The sequence below is a fragment of the Gracilibacillus salinarum genome (assembly GCF_022919575.1).
In the GTDB taxonomy this organism is placed as follows: domain Bacteria; phylum Bacillota; class Bacilli; order Bacillales; family Amphibacillaceae; genus Gracilibacillus; species Gracilibacillus salinarum.
In genome coordinates this window covers 488,881-506,674 of sequence record NZ_CP095071.1, presented here as the reverse complement: position 1 = coordinate 506,674, position 17,794 = coordinate 488,881, and the positions used below count along the sequence as shown (strand labels likewise).

Annotated in this window: 18 protein-coding genes and 2 riboswitches; of the genes, 4 read left to right on the top strand and 14 right to left on the bottom strand. The window is 38.2% G+C overall.

The genetic code is table 11. From position 1 onward, the window contains the following. Positions 1-27: 27 nt before the first annotated feature. The 6 genes from MUN87_RS02515 to MUN87_RS02490 form a co-directional block, all read right to left on the bottom strand. The gene (locus MUN87_RS02515) at positions 28-348 is read right to left on the bottom strand and encodes a YckD family protein (RefSeq protein ID WP_244746035.1); all 321 of its coding nucleotides are present in this window, start codon (positions 346-348) and stop codon (positions 28-30) included. 70 nt (positions 349-418) lie between these two features. After that, on the bottom strand, positions 419-1,144 hold the full coding sequence (locus tag MUN87_RS02510; RefSeq protein ID WP_244746033.1) for a YkgJ family cysteine cluster protein: 726 nt from the start codon (positions 1,142-1,144) through the stop codon (positions 419-421). A gap of 47 nt (positions 1,145-1,191) precedes the next feature. Continuing rightward, on the bottom strand, positions 1,192-1,986 hold the full coding sequence (locus tag MUN87_RS02505) for an energy-coupling factor transporter transmembrane component T family protein (protein WP_244746030.1): 795 nt from the start codon (positions 1,984-1,986) through the stop codon (positions 1,192-1,194). A 5-nt stretch (positions 1,987-1,991) separates the two neighbouring features. After that, entirely contained in the window at positions 1,992-3,422 is a 1,431-nt protein-coding gene (locus MUN87_RS02500) for an ABC transporter ATP-binding protein (RefSeq protein ID WP_244746028.1), read from the bottom strand. Position 3,423: 1 nt separating this feature from the next. Then, on the bottom strand, positions 3,424-4,017 hold the full coding sequence (locus MUN87_RS02495; protein WP_244746026.1) for an ECF transporter S component: 594 nt from the start codon (positions 4,015-4,017) through the stop codon (positions 3,424-3,426). A 100-nt stretch (positions 4,018-4,117) separates the two neighbouring features. Then, positions 4,118-4,224, bottom strand: a riboswitch (TPP riboswitch). Between the two features lie 132 nt (positions 4,225-4,356). Further along, positions 4,357-5,637 (bottom strand): M24 family metallopeptidase, encoded by a 1,281-nt coding sequence (locus MUN87_RS02490; RefSeq protein WP_244746024.1) that lies wholly within the window; start codon positions 5,635-5,637, stop codon positions 4,357-4,359. A 343-nt stretch (positions 5,638-5,980) separates the two neighbouring features. On the opposite strand from MUN87_RS02490, the gene MUN87_RS02485 reads away from it, so the two are divergent. Continuing rightward, entirely contained in the window at positions 5,981-6,226 is a 246-nt protein-coding gene (locus MUN87_RS02485) for a DNA alkylation repair protein (protein ID WP_244746023.1), read from the top strand. Positions 6,227-6,244: 18 nt separating this feature from the next. Next, positions 6,245-6,397 carry a small acid-soluble spore protein P gene (locus tag MUN87_RS02480; RefSeq protein WP_244746021.1) on the top strand — a complete coding sequence of 51 codons (153 nt, stop codon included), beginning with the start codon at positions 6,245-6,247 and terminating at the stop codon, positions 6,395-6,397. A 731-nt stretch (positions 6,398-7,128) separates the two neighbouring features. On the opposite strand, the gene MUN87_RS02475 is transcribed toward MUN87_RS02480, so the two are convergent. From MUN87_RS02475 to MUN87_RS02455, 5 genes are all read right to left on the bottom strand, one after another. After that, on the bottom strand, positions 7,129-7,674 hold the full coding sequence (locus MUN87_RS02475; RefSeq protein ID WP_244747859.1) for a DUF4256 domain-containing protein: 546 nt from the start codon (positions 7,672-7,674) through the stop codon (positions 7,129-7,131). A gap of 133 nt (positions 7,675-7,807) precedes the next feature. Beyond that, positions 7,808-8,590, bottom strand: coding sequence for a class I SAM-dependent methyltransferase (locus MUN87_RS02470; protein WP_244746019.1), 783 nt, complete (start codon positions 8,588-8,590; stop codon positions 7,808-7,810). Positions 8,591-8,743: 153 nt separating this feature from the next. After that, positions 8,744-9,670 (bottom strand): anti-sigma factor, encoded by a 927-nt coding sequence (locus tag MUN87_RS02465; protein WP_244747857.1) that lies wholly within the window; start codon positions 9,668-9,670, stop codon positions 8,744-8,746. Next, entirely contained in the window at positions 9,567-9,905 is a 339-nt protein-coding gene (locus tag MUN87_RS02460; protein ID WP_244748065.1) for an Asp-tRNA(Asn)/Glu-tRNA(Gln) amidotransferase subunit GatC, read from the bottom strand. The genes MUN87_RS02465 and MUN87_RS02460 overlap by 104 nt, the downstream gene beginning before the upstream one ends. Continuing rightward, on the bottom strand, positions 9,895-10,296 hold the full coding sequence (locus tag MUN87_RS02455) for a sigma-70 family RNA polymerase sigma factor (protein WP_244746017.1): 402 nt from the start codon (positions 10,294-10,296) through the stop codon (positions 9,895-9,897). The genes MUN87_RS02460 and MUN87_RS02455 overlap by 11 nt, the downstream gene beginning before the upstream one ends. A gap of 283 nt (positions 10,297-10,579) precedes the next feature. Further along, positions 10,580-10,761, top strand: a riboswitch (Lysine riboswitch). Between the two features lie 133 nt (positions 10,762-10,894). On the opposite strand from MUN87_RS02455, the gene dapA reads away from it, so the two are divergent. Further along, positions 10,895-11,785: a 4-hydroxy-tetrahydrodipicolinate synthase gene (dapA, locus tag MUN87_RS02450; RefSeq protein WP_244746015.1), complete on the top strand. Its 891-nt coding sequence runs from the start codon at positions 10,895-10,897 to the stop codon at positions 11,783-11,785. Positions 11,786-11,945: 160 nt separating this feature from the next. Here dapA and MUN87_RS02445 read toward each other — a convergent pair whose 3' ends face one another. Further along, entirely contained in the window at positions 11,946-12,824 is an 879-nt protein-coding gene (locus tag MUN87_RS02445; protein ID WP_244746013.1) for an aldose 1-epimerase family protein, read from the bottom strand. A gap of 129 nt (positions 12,825-12,953) precedes the next feature. After that, on the bottom strand, positions 12,954-15,071 hold the full coding sequence (locus MUN87_RS02440; RefSeq protein ID WP_244746011.1) for a peptidoglycan D,D-transpeptidase FtsI family protein: 2,118 nt from the start codon (positions 15,069-15,071) through the stop codon (positions 12,954-12,956). Positions 15,072-15,353: 282 nt separating this feature from the next. Between MUN87_RS02440 and MUN87_RS02435 the strand changes: the two genes are divergently transcribed. Continuing rightward, positions 15,354-16,430, top strand: a complete 1,077-nt coding sequence (locus MUN87_RS02435; RefSeq protein ID WP_244746009.1) for a glycoside hydrolase family 11 protein — start codon at positions 15,354-15,356, stop codon at positions 16,428-16,430. A gap of 64 nt (positions 16,431-16,494) precedes the next feature. Here MUN87_RS02435 and MUN87_RS02430 read toward each other — a convergent pair whose 3' ends face one another. After that, positions 16,495-17,700, bottom strand: a complete 1,206-nt coding sequence (locus MUN87_RS02430) for an MFS transporter (RefSeq protein ID WP_244746007.1) — start codon at positions 17,698-17,700, stop codon at positions 16,495-16,497. Positions 17,701-17,794: the final 94 nt, after the last annotated feature.

Here is a 17,794-nt window from a genome sequence, read left to right as displayed (position 1 = left end):
AGCTTACCCGCGGGTAAGCTTTATTTGTTACTCTTTATCTTTTTTATGGTGATGTTTGTGGTCCCACATTGGAACAAATTTATTTTCTTCGAGCATTTTGTATTTCTTATCAAGATGCTCGAGAATCTTCTTTCCTTTTTCCTCGGTGAGCACGCCATATTCCACATACTTATTAATAATCGTCTTTTCTTTTTCTACCAATTCCTGCTGTAATGTCTTCATTTCGGTGATCTGTTCATCCGATAATGTCACATCGTTTGTTTCTGCTTGTACAGGGGAAAGGCTGATACCTGCTAGCAATGACATCATAAACCCTGCGATTAGCCATTTCTTCCATAATCTAATCATTTAATCACTCCTTTTTTTCTTAGTGTAACGTTATAATCGTCCTTTATACGAAAAAAAAGAATGAAAAAAATCAGATTGTCTTCATCCAATTTATTAATAAATCTTCCTGATATAAATCGTCGGGATACTGCACCATCGCGGTGTCTTCCTCTGCATATAAATACTGTAGTAATTCATTCAATGCACCCATATATTCCTGGTACAGAAATTCATAACTGATCGTTTCTTTCGGCATCTCATTGTCCTTACAAACAGACGGGTCCGTATAATTTACATAGGTTCTGCATGGGAGTGGCCTTATTTCATATGCGAGACATTGGTTAGTTTCTGTATCAAGCATCACACAAGGAAGCCCTGCTTTTTTATAATTATATTTGGCATCACCGTCAGTTACGACGTCGAGTTTACCTAATTGCTCTACCTCTTGTCCGTGCGTTTCATAGTACTGCTTTATATGATGTTTAATCTTATTTTTACGTGATACAGGCATCTGATCAATTGAGTGCTGTATTACTTTTGCCTCCATTTTGTTAATTACAATCGGGAAATAACAGCAGAATGCACAGCCCATTTGGCAAGTCGGATTTAATGAGACAGCAGTTTCCATCTGTTCCATCTCTTCCGATACAGCTTTCATCAATTGCTGATATCCCTTAATTATTTTTTGCTTAGTTGGTAAATCACTTTCTAACAATTGATCAACCACCTGGTAAAATGTTTCTTCATCTATACTATATTTTTCATTTAACTGTTCACATTTCGTTAAAATTTCGTCATATGTTAAATAGCTTTCCATCAAGTCATACTCCTACTAGTTTTGATATCTTCAACTAGTATAACAGATCACCGCACATTTTCTACTGGAAAAAGAGAAAATTCCATACTGAAATAAAAAGTCACAAGCATCCACGCGCCTAAGAGAATGACAAACAAAAGATCATGCAAGGAAATCACCATTTTGTAATAATAGGTTCTTTCCGTTTGTTTGGTAAATTGTTTGGCTTCCATTGCGACAGCGATTCGGTGTGCTCTCCGAATGCTTTGTGCCAGTAACGGAATACTGTATTGCTTCACTTTCTGATACATGCCCTTAACACCTCGCGGAAATACGACTCCTCTTACTTTCATAGCTTGGCGTAATGTCTGGAATTCTTCGAGTATAATCGGCAGCATACGAATTCCGGCCATAAAACTGTAGGCATATGCCGGCTTTACTTTCATTTGCTGCATGACAGAATAAAACAGATAGACCGGTCTGGTTGTTAAAGCAAAGATAAGACTTAAAATCCCAAACACCGTACTTCTTAATCCTAAGTGGAGACCACGGTAGAAGCTTTCTTCTGTAATATGAATCAGACCAAACTGATACCAAGTCGTTTCTCCTTCACCAAAGAATATCATTGCAGTAGCAGAAGACACGAATATAATTAATAGTGGTAACGCGAGCAAACCGATCATTTTCCACGTGTGCCCCGTAGCAAATAAATATATCAGAGTTGCTCCTATTATAAAATAAAGCAAAAAATTGGGATTATGAATAAACAATAAGCCAATAAATACAACTAGAAAAGCCATTAGCTTCATACTTGGATTTAATCGGTGCAGCCATGTTGAGTGATACGTTATCTCTCCAATCATTCGCCTCATCCCTCTCTTTGAATAGGTAATGGATATGTTGTCACTTCTTGAACTTGCCCCTGTTGCACACGCCATTCTCTAGTAGCGAAATGATGCACAATTTCTTTTTGATGGGTTACCATCATAATCGTTATCCCATTTCTGCGACAGGAGTCTAACATATCGAGCATAGCAAACGTGTTTTTAGCGTCCTGTCCAAATGTAGGCTCATCCAAGAGTAAGACCTCAACATTAGCGATCGTAGCGGTAGCAACACTTAACCTTCTCTTCTGCCCTACAGACAATTCGTAGGGATGTTGATCCTTGACATGAAATAAGTGATATTTTTTAAGATGATGTTCTATTTTCTCAGCAAGCACTTCCTCTCCACTATTTACTAAGGATTGAGCTAGCTCCTCATATACAGAGTTTGCAATGAATTGTAATTCCGGATTTTGAAATACATAACCCATTTTCCGGTAGTTACAATGAATTGATTCCTGTGGCAAATAATAATAAATATTCCCTTTTATACGAATCAGCTTCATGATGGCAAGTAAAAGTGTACTTTTGCCAGAACCATTCTCACCAGTAACTGCCAGCCAGTCCCCTTGATTAATGGTTGCCTTTTCTAATTCAATTTTTATTTTTTTCTGACGGTAACCTGTAAAGGAGTCGAAACGCATGACCGGCTGACCCGACATTGGCTTAGAGGGCCTGGCATTTGCTCGTTGCGCAAGATAATCATGCCAAATGTCAGGATACCAAACACCATAGCGATATAGCTTCTCACGAAATCTCGTAAAAATGGCTTCTGGTGTACCATCTCCCATTATATTGCCTGACTCATCAAGCATGATAACTCGATCGACAAAGGACAAAACATGCTCAATCTTGTGTTCGACAATGATAATCGTTTTATCTGCTGCCACCTTTTTTATCGTATCCCACACATCTACAGTACCTTGATCATCTAACATAGCAGTAGGTTCATCCAAAAAGATGACGGACGGCTCCAACGCCAAAACGGTTGCAATCGCAAGTCGTTGCTTCATGCCACCTGACAATTGTTGAATCAGCATATGATTGTCAGCAAATGATAAACCGACTTGCTCGAGATACTCTGTTATCAGGCCAGGCATCTCCTCACGATCGACACCTCGATTTTCAAGAACGAACGCTATTTCTTCATCGACATATGGCATGCAAAATTGTGTGTCCGGATCCTGAAAGACTATGCCGTACGCGTCAGGTACAGTACGAGACTGATATTTTAGAGGAATGTCGATAACCTCCGGAATTAATCCTGCTAATATCTGCATGATGGTTGACTTACCAGAACCCGAAGGACCAATTAATAAAACCTTTTCCTCCTTCGGAACGGATACAGAAAAGTCGTTAATAATTGTCCTGGACTGTCCTGGGTATTTCGCTTTTAAATGGTTAATTTCGATCATGCTACGACCCCGTTTCTTTATCGGAAAAATGATAATCTTCTTCGGATAACGGACGAATTATCTTGGTAACACCTGTTTTATCCAATGCTAACACTACATAATAAGCAAAAACACCAGTGATCACAATAGCACCAATCGTCCGATTAACAATTAATAAACTTACATTCCACCATGCTAACGTATCGATATAGCCATAAAACACATCCAGTATTAACGAACCTATCGTAGCACCGATGGCCGCCAGACAAGTGACAAACAATCGATAGCTTTTGTAACGAAACATTGCAAACGCAAGCTCACAGCCTAGTCCTTGCAGGATGCCGTATAGTAATAATGAAATCCCCCAGGATCCTCCGAAAAGAAATTCACCCTGAGCTGCCGCCACTTCAGCTAATAATGCAACACCTGGCTTTCGAATAATCAGGAAAGCAACCGTAGCCGCCATAAACCACATACCATAAACTAGCTGATCAACTTGCAAGCCAACCACAGAAATCACATTGTATAATGGTCCCCAAATTCGGTAAATCACACTAAAAATAAAAGCAATGACAATCGTAATTAAAATGTCTACCAATGTTAATTTTTTCTTCATCTTCTCCCACTCCTTCTACATATTTTCTTTACCACACAAAAAAGCCACCTTCTCGCACGCAAGAAAGTGGCTATACGTATACTTATTCAACTCATATGTATAGGAATAGTCGCCACTTCCCTACGCTGGTATAAACCAGATCAGGTTCTAAGGGTCTTAAAGTATCACTTTAATCTCAGTCTTGTTAAGACACCCCTAGTGGATGTGTTTCGTATATTAAATTCGACTTTATCATATCAGATTTTTCCAGATTGTCAAGAATTAATGAAAGAGAGAAGCTAATTTATAACCTTGTGCAAACCAGCGTGGGCAGTACTCCTGCTAATTCAAGTAATATATTTAAATATTATTATTTGCTGCCAATACACTTGTTTTATTTAATAAAAAAGGACGAAAATAACCATTTAGATTTGATAATGGTAATATTTCAGGTTGCAATTTTATTCCTAAAACATCTATCATATAAAGTCGTCGTTGTTGCATTCTTTCCCAAACCATTGGATAGTTTTCAGCAAGTTCGATTCTTAACTCTTTATCAGCAATTGCCACGCCATCCTCAGCACTAGCTCCTCCATATCCTGCGACTTTTGGGATAATATCCATCTGTAACATCATGCCACTTTTAAACGTGATAGTTGAGTCAGGATAAACCGGTGAAGACATCCATTCTTCAGATGCAGTTAGATGACCGGGATTTAAATGCCAATTATATTCTGATTTCGGAAGAACCCTTTCGATTAAATGATACATATCCTTTCCTGTCATACCAATTGCAATATTTTCGTACCAGGCAACAGTAGCAGCATAATAAGGGATGGCTAACCTCTCTAAATAATCATTTAGCTCTGAAGGTAATTGCTTAGCTGAGGAAACGACATAACCAGATCGACTAGTTAGTCCACCTCTATACCCAAGTGTAGAGGAAAATGTATCTCCTACACTAACTTTTTTTGCCCGGGGAGCAACTATAGCATTTGTAAATCTATCCCCAGTAGCCACGATAGTTTGAACATTATTCGGTTGACCAAAAGCGGCCAATTCATCTGCGAGTTCCATTTCTGTTTTGCCTGGTTCGATATTGTCCAACATATTCAACATACGTGACGAAGCAAGTGTAGCACCGAATTCATAGTGAGCAATCTCATTGGCATTCATCTTCGTGCGAACTCCTTGGTCCGGGTTGATGAACAAATCAGTTGCATTTTTGACTATTCCAGACTCACTCACCATTTTCTGCACTGTATCTACTATAAAAAAAGGCACATCGTATAATTGTTTATTGTCTTCCAAACTGCTCGTAAATAGCTTCCAACCCACCATACCAACTTGCATATCCTTTAGAATACCTGCCGACTCAAACAACATTTGTAATGTATCCGTATTTCCCATTGGTTGATTCGGTAATGAGAAGTATGGTGTATGAATTGCCTCTACGGTAATTCGACTGTATTGATGCATTCGCAGTGACTCATTGCCAAGCAGCATATATGCTTTCCCGGTGATGTGCAAGACTAACACAGCCTCTTCGAACCTTGGCTCAAAACCAGTCAAGTAGCCAAAATTTCCGCCATGTTCCCGATCAGCATAAATGACCAATACGTCGAAACCTTCCTCTTTCATTCGTTGTATTATTCTTTTCTTATGCGATAGCATCGTTTGATCTGTTAAATGAACAGGACTAGTCACCTCTAAGTTGGTTGGAGCAACGACTTCTTGATAGCGGATCCTTTTTTATAATCATTCATGTTATTGACTCCTTCTTGTATTTATCTACCTTACCGATTAAATTGCCTTCGTGAATTCCTGGTTGCTTTACATGTGGATCGACTCATTTTATTTTGTGCAAAATATAGGATCGCTAATCAATTTTGGTCTCGCATAATTTAGAACGAATTAGAGAAAATAAAGATAAACATTTATCAAAATCGAAGACTTACTATAAAAAGTAATGGAGGAATTATAATTGACTCAGCCTTATAAGTGTCCGAAATGTAAAACAAATCGGTCGCGCTTTAATGTAATTGAACAAATAGCAAAGCCAGTGAAATTAGACATGGAAACAGGAGAAATAATAAATGATTACGAAAATGAACCACTGGAGATTTTTCATATCGCCTACAACGGGCCTAACCAGAGAATACAGTGTGGTGTATGTGGTTTAATTGAAAATGAGGAATCGTTTATTAAATATGCTAATTCACTGAACTAACGAAGGAGGATGAATACAATGGCAAAAAACCGAAAAGGTCCAAAGCAATCTGAACAACCTGATTTACCGAAAAGCCCTACTCAACCATACGGAGAACCGATGGCAGGCTCTCATAAAGTAAAGAACCAGAAGCACTCCAGACAAAAGCATAATAAATCGCATGATATGTAGATTGAACAAAGGCGCAAGCGCCCGTTTAGAGACGTAGCGAGTGGAGCGAATCAACTGAGATAAAGGAATCACGGTGAGCTTGCGAATCGATGATGACTTATCGTAGGGCGATTTCGCGAAGTCGCCTAGTCTCTGGGCGCTGGAGCCGGACGTGGCCGTTTCTGTCAGCGAACATCATATAGCCTAAAATTTATACTTTCTTGACTTATCAGAAAAACCGGGCTTAAACCGCCCGGTCCTCATTGACTTAATTAATAAACAACTTCCTATAATATGGATTATGTCAACTAGCCATCGCTAGCCAAGCAGCCATATTGATTGCACCATAAATAACAGCTTTTGAATAACATAATGCCTAGAACTACTGCTTTTAGCTGTACCGTAAGTTGTAGCACTTCCCATAAGCGTAGGAAATAGGCGGAGACTCCCGTGGGATCAGCGCGAGCTGAAGATCCACTTAGGAAAAGAATTTTCTTTCCTAAGTTAGCTGAAGCCGTGCCCCACAGGACGCGGAGCCTATTTCCGGAGCTTTGCTAAGCAGATAAACGATATCAAAATGACCATTTGGCAATACAGTCTTTGTTGACATAATCCATATTATATGAACTAAAATTTATGTTCAATGTGATTACTGCTGTGACTGCACTTTAATACCTTTGTTGACTGATAAAAAAGGGGATAGTGTAACAAAATCGCTGGATCGCGAGTATTGTTACACTAACTTTCATTACTCAGACTTTTAGTGCCCCTCGGAAACCTCTGGCGGCATAATAGGAATCTGCTCCATTATGATAAGTAAACACGGTATCATAACGTCGGTCACAAAAAATTGCACCGCCATGATTTCTTATTTTCTCAGGTGTTTTCACCCAGCTCGATGTTTTCTTATCAAATTCTCCAAGCTTTTGCAATTTTCGGTATTGTTCTTCCGTTAAGAGCACAATACCCATTTCATTAGCCATATCCATTGCAGTGTTTTCAGGTTTATGTTTTTTCCTGGATTCCAATGCTTCGCGATCATAACAAATGCTTCTGCGACCTTTTGGACTTTCTGCAGAACAGTCAATAAATAGGTATGCATCCGTGTGTTCATCATATTCAACAACATCCGGTTCCCCACCAGTTTCTTCCATTTTATTCAGTGACCACATTTTATCCGAATCAGCTTCCAGTTTTGCTTTAATTTTATCCCAAGTATACCCTTGATGGCGTTCCATATTTTTCTCGAAGCGGTCTTTTAACACACCGAGCAATGTTTCACACTTCTCAGGCGACATTTCTATTTCTTTGGTCAATTTCTTATCTCCTTTCGTTATAAGCACAATACCCTCATGTAAATCGTACCATATTTTTTAATAAAGTGAGAATTCTATCAGTGGGAGTATTGCGGGTAGTGATATAAGTAATTATTTAACTGATAGTATACTTTACAGCTCTTGTAGCGATAAAAGTTTTAATATATTTGTCCAATATTCTGCTGCCACCAAAATCATCTTCATAAAAACCAGTTATCGCAAATCCTGCATCTATTTGTCCTTGCATTTGGTCTTCTAATGTATGGGCGTATTCGATTGTCTGATCGGAATGAATATAGTCTGCGATATTGTCCTCTGGCAAATAATCTAATGTGCAAGACGGTATAGAATGCTGAACATCTAATATACCTTCTCTTTCTTGCTCATCATCAAAAATCCATAATAACGGGTTTGTAAAGCCTGCAATTAAAACACCTTTATCTTTTAACACTCGTGCAATCTCATTCCACACCGTACGTACATCATTGACAAATAAATTTAAAACCGGATTTACAACCATATCAAAATATTGATCTTCGAAATCGCTGAGGTCGGACATATCTCCCTGGACCGTGTTTAAAGTAAGTCCATCGCGGTTTGCTACCATTTCGTCTTGTTGTAATTGCTTTTCAGATATATCTGTAACGGTTACCTCTGCGCCAGCTGCAGCTAATATCGGTCCTTGTTGGCCACCTCCAGAAGCTAAGCAAAGAACCTTCAAGCCAGACAACGTTTTCGGAAACCAATCCCTAGGTACCGCTTTTTCAGTAGTTACAGTTATTTCCCATTCACCGGATTTGCTTTTTGCAATCATTTCCCTACTTACAGCTTGTGTATATCTAGACCCATCTTCCACTTTTTTGTCCCAAGCTTTGCTGTTTTGATTTGCAGAATCCATTCAAATCCCTCCCTTTTTACGTTTATTTGTTAGAATTGTTGTGTGTCATTAGTGAGCTTGTCATTTATGGTTCACATAAGCGTATAATATAAATTCCATGCAAAAAGCAACGAATGTAAAAGAACTCAGTTGATGGAAGAAATATAATAATCGTTACTGTTCATTCCAGTTCCAAAACGCGACTTCATCTACTTCTAATTCAGCTATAGAATCGTCGTTCTGCAGTTTTAGTATTTCTTTAGTCGGGCCTGTAATAACTGCTCCATAATGCTGAAAACCGTGTTCTTCAAGATAATTTAGTCTTTCACTAATATTAAGCTCGCCCCACACTAATTTATCGGCTTTATTTTCATGTTGTTTTAAAAATTTCAACGTTTTTATAAATTGTTCATGCAAAACAGCATAATCACCTTCTTCATATTCTGGTGACACCGCACTTTCAGAAACTACTTTACCTCCAAGCCATCCACTATCTTCTTCCGAATGTTCCGTTACAATAAAATCATCATCATGCCAAATAGGAAAGCTAGGGAATCCGATTGGATCGAAGATAGTACCCTTAGTTGGAACTTTGTCTTCTCCACCTGTATCTACTGCCAACCATAGTAAGTCTATATTCTTCCCTTCCAACAAATCAAACACTTCTTTTGTTTCCAGTAGTTCTGAAAAAGATACATAACCTGAGACAACCGTACCTTCGGACAAATTCTCTAATTGATTCCAATCAGACATACCCCTGGTGCCTAATCCAGGAAAGGCAAAGGCAGGTTGCTCCTGAGACTGTCTTCCATAATTCTCTTCCTCCGGCAGAGACATGGAGGAAAAGAGGAAATTTACTTGCCATTCACCAACCATAATCCGCTCATGTCCTACTATCTTATTTTGCTCTCTCGTCGCTTCTAAACCAAAATATGTCTTTGTGTGCATACTTGTTGCTCCCATATAACCGTAAGGATCTGTTATCGTCAGTGTATGGTCAATGATATTTCTGTAAACTTCCAGGCGATCCGGTTTTCCCCATGAATAATAAATGGCCGTAAAAATTATCGCAATTATTGTGAATGCAATAAATAACCCAATTGCAACCAGTGCAGTTTGAAATCTTGCTTTCCATTTCCCACGGCGCATTATTTTTTTTTTGCTTTTTACTTTTATCTGGATTTACCTTGTGCTCAAGCGTTTCGTAATCATTCTCTTGAAGATGCTCTTGGTATTTTTCAATCTTGTCTAACTCTTCTTCAAATGCATCCAATTCATCCTCGGATAATTCGCCTTTCTCATATGCTTCTAACTTTTTCTTAAATTCATCCGTCATTTTCTCCCGCCTTTCTTTTTCTGATCGCCGACCTACCTCTAAATAACAATACTTTGAAATGACTTTGCTGGATTTTCATAACCTGTGCCGCTTCTCTTTGCGACAGTCCATGGAAATCATGGAGTAGCACTGCGTATTTATGTTTATCAGGCAAGCTTTCTAGTAAAGTAACAATCTCTTCAATTTCTTCTTTTTTTATAAGAGAATCTAACAATACTTTCTTTTTGTCAAAAATAGATGTAAAAAATCCTTGTTCTTTAACTACCATCCGCTTATGTTTACGGTAATAATCGATATAAACCCGATATGCTACAGAGAACAGCCACGATTTGATCGTGTCTCCTTCATAATGCTCAACATTTAAGTAAGCACGAAAGAACGTCTCTTGCACCAGATCCTCCGCTGTATGGTGATCTTTACTTAGGAGAGCAAAAACCGGTATATATCATGAAAATATAAGTTATAAATACGATCAATCGATTCCATCATTTGCTCGCCCCTCCATATATAAAACGAATAAAAAGGGAGAAAGTAACAAAAATATTTAAAAAAGTCGAATTTTAAAATTATATTATTATGTGAATTTTAAAATCACCATTGCAATTCAGCTCGATTTTTGTTATAGTGATAAGCAACATAAAACAATTTAATATTTTACTTCAATTTTTTATTGAAGTGAGAATAGAGGTGCAAAAACCAATAGTACATAATCGGAGGAAGATGTTCCTGTGATGATTATGGAAAGGGGAATTTGCCGAAGTAATGAGAGCAGACATCAGCTGTTATTACTGGTCCATCATTAAATAAATGCTGGGCTGTCATATAGTGAACAACTATATGGAGGGCTATCTCACGCATCGAATCCAATCATTCAAGATGCAACAATGATAGCTATCTACATTGTTGCATCTTTTTAATTGGGGATGAGATACCCTCTATTCAATGGAATGTCTCAATTGTTTTAAATCTTTGAATAGAGGTGGATTATAATGAATTTCGGACGTATTTTAACGGCAATGGTGACGCCTTTTGATCAGCAAGGCCAAATTGATTATAACAAAGCAGAACGATTAATTAATTACTTATTACAAAATGGAACAGACGCAATTGTAGTTGCGGGAACCACGGGTGAATCCCCTACCTTGTCAAAAGAAGAGAAAATTTCATTAATAAAATTTGTAGTAAAAATCGTTAATCGACGTGTGCCAGTAATTGCTGGTACAGGCTCTAACAACACGCAGGAATCGGTTGAATTAACAAAAAAAGCAGAAACAATCGGCGCTGACGGTGTGCTATTAGTTGCACCGTACTATAACAAACCTTCTCAGGAAGGCTTGTATCAGCATTTCAAAGTGATTGCAGAGGCGACAACATTACCAGTTATGCTCTATAACATACCAGGAAGAACAAGTGTCAATGTTAATCCAGAAACAATTATTGAACTGGCGAAGATCGAGAATATTGTTTCTGTTAAAGAAGCTAGCGGCAATTTAGATGCAATGACAAAAATTATTCGCGAAACCAATGAGGATTTTTCCTTATATTCAGGAGACGACACACTAACATTACCAGCGGTAGCGATTGGCGCTGCAGGCATCGTATCTGTTTCATCTCACATTATTGGCAATGAAATGAATGAGATGGTCACAGCGTGCCAAACTGGAAATATTATACGTGCCCAAGAATTGCACCAGTACTTGGTACCTATTATGCAATCGATGTTCATGGCTCCAAGTCCCGCACCTGTCAAATCAGCTCTTGGCATGTTTGGTGTTGACGTTGGAGAAGTAAGATTACCACTTGTTCCTTTAAATGAACAGGAAATGACACTCCTGCAACATGAACTTCATTTCTTACAAAAAAATTATTATGCAGGATAATGAAGAAGCAGCGCCAAGTTTCATGACCTATAGCTGGACACGGCTATTCATGTTAGAAGGTGCAGGAAGCCTTAAAATATTAAAAAACTTGCCCCTCTGTTTTACACAATAGAGAGGGCAAGTTTTTTATACAAAAGTAAACATAACATTGTTTTTCAATTTAATAAAATGTAATTTGATACTCCGAGTTGAAGGTTTCGCCTTGTTCAAGTGTTTGTACTCCTAACTTCTTCTCCATGTCTCCAGTGGTATCATAGGTATCGGCTATGCCATACCAAGGTTCAATACATACAAACGGTGCTATTTTTCCGTCTTCTCCATACGGTGACCAACCCCCTACAAATGGGAAGTTCTCAAAAAGGACTTCAATACCATGTTCTGTTTTGTTAGAAACAAGTTTCATCTTGTCGATATTACTGTACACGAGTGCATCGTTTTTAAATAATGAATCAGAAAGCGGAATAGCAGATATATCATTAGCAAATCCCTTTTCATGAATCAATGCATCCTTCAGCTCATATTCCATTACTTCTTTATTTGCAGCAGGTGTGAAATGCAAACTGTAGTCTTCCATTGTTTCCTCTTCCATCAGAGGTACTCGGAATGCAGGATGAGCCCCGATTGAAAAATACATCTTCTCATCATTTTTGTTGATGATTTCCCAGCGAACAGCTAGTGATTCACCCTTTAACGAATAATGTATGTATGCTGTAAATTCATACGGATACAGATGACGGAATTGTCCATCAGAGTGAAATACGAACGAAATACTGTTTGTAGTATGTTTATCCAAGTCAAATTCCACATCTCTCAGGAATCCATGTTGTGACATGGAATATGTCTCTCCATTAAGCTGATACTGATCTTCTTTTAATCTACCTACAATCGGAAATAATACCGGAGAAATCCGCCCCCAATAGGTACTATCTCCAGTCCACATATAGTCTAATCTGTTTTCTATGTGCTTTACTTTACGTATCTCTGCTCCTTGTTTCGCAATTTCAACCTTTAGTACTTCATTTTGAATTTCCAACGCCATTTAAATCCCTCTTCTTTTGTTTCTTGTTTACGATTTTTCTATACCTTTATTAGTATAACATTTGATATCTTTAGGTTCACTTATAACAGATTGCAGTAAAAGAAAAAAGAGCTAACGTTGTAGCCCTTTTTACTCTTCATCTTCTTCTGTTTGTTGATTATCTTTCATTTCGTAGTATGTTTTAATAATTCGTTTACCGATTGCATGGTGAATTTGATGTCTTCCATTCCCAGTTCCATTTTCAGGTACCATGATGGCAAAGGCAACTTCTGGTTCATCTAGTGGCGTATAGCCAATTAGTGCTAGATTGTCTGTATCTGCAACCTGAACTGGTTCATCATTTATCATTTTAAACTGTGGTTTTTCTGCAGTACCGGTCTTCCCAGCCATTTCATAAGGAAAACCAGCCCACTGGCCCCTTGCTGTTCCTCGAGAACCAGCATACACTCTTCTAAATCCCTCTTGTACTCTCTCGATGTACGTTTGATCCATTTCTACTCTATTTAAAACTTCCGGTTCTAATGATTGAATGATTTTACCAGGAGTATCCCCCTCAGCACTAGGTTCTCTTATTTCTTTTACTAGTCGAGGTTTCATACGGTAACCATCATTTGCAATGGTAGATACATATTGGGCTAACTGTAATGTTGTATAGGTATCGTATTGCCCAATAGCTAAATGCATTAAATTTTCCGTACTGGGTATGCCTGTTAAACCTGTTGCTTCATATGGTAAATCAATCCCCGTCTTAACACCTAGACCAAATTGACTGTAATAATTTCTCATCGTATCAAACGTTTCCTGTACATTAATATTTAATGGTTCATTTTGCCGATAAACACCATTTCCAATTTTAATAGCTATTTTTGCCATGTACACGTTAGACGATCGTTCGATAGCAGTCAAATCTGATATAGAGCCCATTGATGCACCGTGAGAAGAGAATGATTTAGAACCTTTAATTTTTATCGGTGCATCCACCAGTGTCGAACCAATGCCAACCACACCTTCCTGATATCCAGCCAGCAAGGTCGCCCCTTTTATAGATGAACCTGGCTCATGTGCATCATAAACTGTCCGGTATGCTTGGTTCATAAACTCATTTGTCTCACGATCATAACGGAATCCGGACATTGCAAGAATATCACCGGTTTGTGGATTCATTACAACGGCTAATGCATCCTTTAAATAACCATTGTTACTTGCAGAATTATGAATCGCTGTTTCCAGTTCTTCTTTCACAATCTTATCTACTTCTTGCTGAAATTCCATATCTGTAGTCAAGACAAGATCTTTCCCTCTCTGCCCTTCCACAACAACTTCTGAACTAATGACATTCCCATCCGCATTCGTTGTATAGTTAATTTTTTCTTTTCTTCCTCTTAGAACATGTTCATATTCCTGTTCTAATCCACTTTCACCGACACGATCATTCCACGTATAGCCGTTTGATAAGTAATATTGACTGTTATCTCGTGGAATTCCTTGTTCAGAAGTAGAGATACCACCGATAAAGGAGCTGATCGTATTTTCATACATGTTTTTTCTTTCCCAGTCGATCATCGCATTGATTCCATCAAGATGATAGAGGTTTTCTGCTACTTTGGCATACTCTTCATCGGTTAACCCTTCATTAACGACGATATGTGGTGATAGTTCATAAGCAGAGGCAAGTTCTTTTTTGATCGCAATAACGTTTAACAGATCAGTAGTCCAGTCTATTTTATCTAAATCTTTCTGTGTAATCTTCTTCAGTTCCACCTTATATTGTTCACTACTGTCCAGTGCCTTTTCATCTTTTGTTAACCTGTCAGCTACTGTGTCACGATTTTCAAGATACCAATATTCTTTTTTATCTCGTTCGCTGATCGATTCTGTTAATTCTTCTTCATCTTTGATTATCGTAATATACGCTGCTAATTCTTCGGCTAATGTTAGCAGGTCTTCTGCAGACTCACCGTTCTTAGGCGGTGTGTATGTAATTGCTTTCACAGGTTCGTTATCTAAAATTAAATCATAATTGCTGTCGTACATTTTCCCTCTTGGTACAGCTTTTTCTGTAGGTGTATTAGCGGTCTCATTAATTTCCCGCTGAGCTTCTTCCCCATTCAATATTTGCACAATACCTAACTGAACAATTAATAATGAAAAAATCAGAAAAACAAAGGCAAATAATATATTTAAACGAATAGGCAATTGAGAACGCTTCTTTTTAGGCTTTTTCTTTAATAGAGCATTCGGCTTCATCCTGTATTCCCCCTCATTATTTACAGTATAACATGTTTCATGGAATATTTTATACCCATTAACACAAATAGACAATTTTGTAAGTAGAATATCCTTTTCTACTAACTGCAAAAAATTTAGAGAATGGTTTATAAACTAAAGATCATGAAGATTGGATATTTCTTTCCTTGTAAACATTCGTTATGCTTAACTCGAAACGTTGAGTAAGCGTTATCATTTTTAAAGGAGGTGGAACGGGTCTACTGCAAAATAATACTTTTATAAAATAAGGAGGAATTCGGAGTGAAACAGTATAAAATACGCTACCTTATTACCACATTTCTTTGCTTTTTCCTGTTGATTCCAGCAGTGAATGTACATGGCGCAGTAACAAGCAACGATACAGGTACTCATGATGGCTATGATTATGAATTCTGGAAGGACAGTGGCGGTTCAGGCAGTATGACGCTTAATAGTGGTGGAGCGTTTAGTGCGGAATGGAGTAACATTAATAACATATTGTTCCGTAAAGGGAAAAAGTTTGATCAGACACAGACCCATCAGCAAATTGGCAATATCTCGATAAATTATGGAGCAACATACCAGCCAAACGGCAACTCCTACTTGTGTGTTTATGGCTGGACGGTAGATCCACTGGTAGAATATTATATTGTCGATAGCTGGGGCGATTGGCGTCCACCTGGAGCAACTGCTAAAGGTACTATTACCGTCGATGGTGGAACATATGACATATATGAAACAACCAGAACGAACCAGCCGTCCATAGAGGGAACAGCTACATTCCAGCAATATTGGAGTGTGCGCAGAACAAAACGTACGAGCGGGACCATTTCGGTCAGTGAGCATTTTAAAAAATGGGAAAGCTTAGGCATGGAAATGGGAAATATGCATGAAGTAGCACTTACTGTAGAGGGCTATCAAAGCAGCGGTACGGCTAATGTATACAGTAATACACTAACAGTCGGAGGCAATTCTGATGGCGGTGACGGAAGCGGCAGCATTACCAGAGTTGAAACAGAGAACATGACAAAAAGTGGCCAGTATACTGGCACTATCAACTCCCCTTTTAACGGAGTCGGTTTATACGGCAACAATGATTCCGTTAAATACAGGCAATATTTTGCCAGTGGTACGCATAGTTTTTCACTAAGAGGTGCCTCCAATAATTCGAACATGGCAAGAGTTGATTTAAAAATTGGCGGCCAGACAAAAGGTACTTTTTATTTTGGTGATAACTATCCTGCTGTTTACACTTTAGACAATGTCTCTCATGGAACTGGTAATCAGGAAATTGAGCTCGTAGTTACGAGTGATAACGGGCAATGGGATGCATTGATCGATTATTTGGAAATCGAGTAAGAACACTTTTTAGCCCCAGCGGTGTAATGAACCGCTGGGGCTATTTGCTTACGTTTCAAGTGTATTATTCTTGCCATTTAGCATAGGAGAATCCTTTATACATACTCCATACTAAGATTATGGCCAATAATGTCATCATCCATCCTCCTAATTGCACGCTGATTTGGATAGAAACTTTTTCGGCTGCAACACCTATTAAAGTAGTAACCATCATAATGAGGACAGCCTCAAGAAATTGAAACATACTTGCAATTCTCCCCATCATATATACCGGAATATTATATTGAAAATAAGTAAGGATGCCTGTATTTGCAAAGGAAATGAAAAATGCGAGACTAAAAAATCCAACCGATGCCGACACGAATGAACTAGAATAAGCATAGATGATGTACCCGATGGAAACAAGGATCGTGCCAGCCCCAATTAAAATATATATAGCGACTTTTCTGCCAATAAGTGTATTAATGATTGCTCCAACGACAATTCCCATGCCAGCAATGGATACCAGGATACTATATTCACTATTAGATAAGGACAGTACCACTTTGGTAAAAGAAACTTCGAGAGAATCAATCCCACTCGGCAGAATGACCATAACACAGCTGCTTAGTAAATAAATACCCATAATGTGCTTATGTTTCTGACTGAATGTGAACACCGTATGCCAATCTTCTCTTAATAACTTTGAGGAAAATGTCTTATTCATAGAATCTTTCCTTTGATCCATGTCTACGTTTGGCAGCATCCAAGTGATCATACCTGAAAATAATAATGCTACTGCATTGATGAGTATCGCCATTGCTGGGTCACTTATTAAGAATAGTAGACCTGAGATCGCTGGCCCGATAAAGAATGCACCCGATGTCACTAAACTTAAAATAGAATTAAATTGTTGTCTGCTGGTGTCTGGTATTAATTTCGTCATGTAAGTGATCGATACTGGTTCGAATATTGCGTTTGACATGTTGACGATAAGTACAGCTGAATAAATGGTGGTAAGATCCTTTGTGAATAGTAATAAAAAAATTACCAGTGCTCTAAATAAATCAAGACATATCATTAGATGACGCTTATTTAATCGATCTATCAAACTTCCAGCCCAAAGATTTGTCAATAACGTTGCGATAGTTTTCATTAAGTATAATCCAGTGACTGCTAGTGGCGAGGAAGTCATATCTAATACAATCAAGTTTAAAGCGAGAAAGTAAATCCATTCGCCAATATTTGAAATACCAATACCTAATAGTAAAAGAAATGCATAATGTTTCATGTAGATCCCCCCTGTTAATGACTATTCTTTTAAAGTGCGTGTTCAAAAAGTCGACAAATTAGAAGCAAGAAGGTCAAGGCGGTGCAGCGAGGAG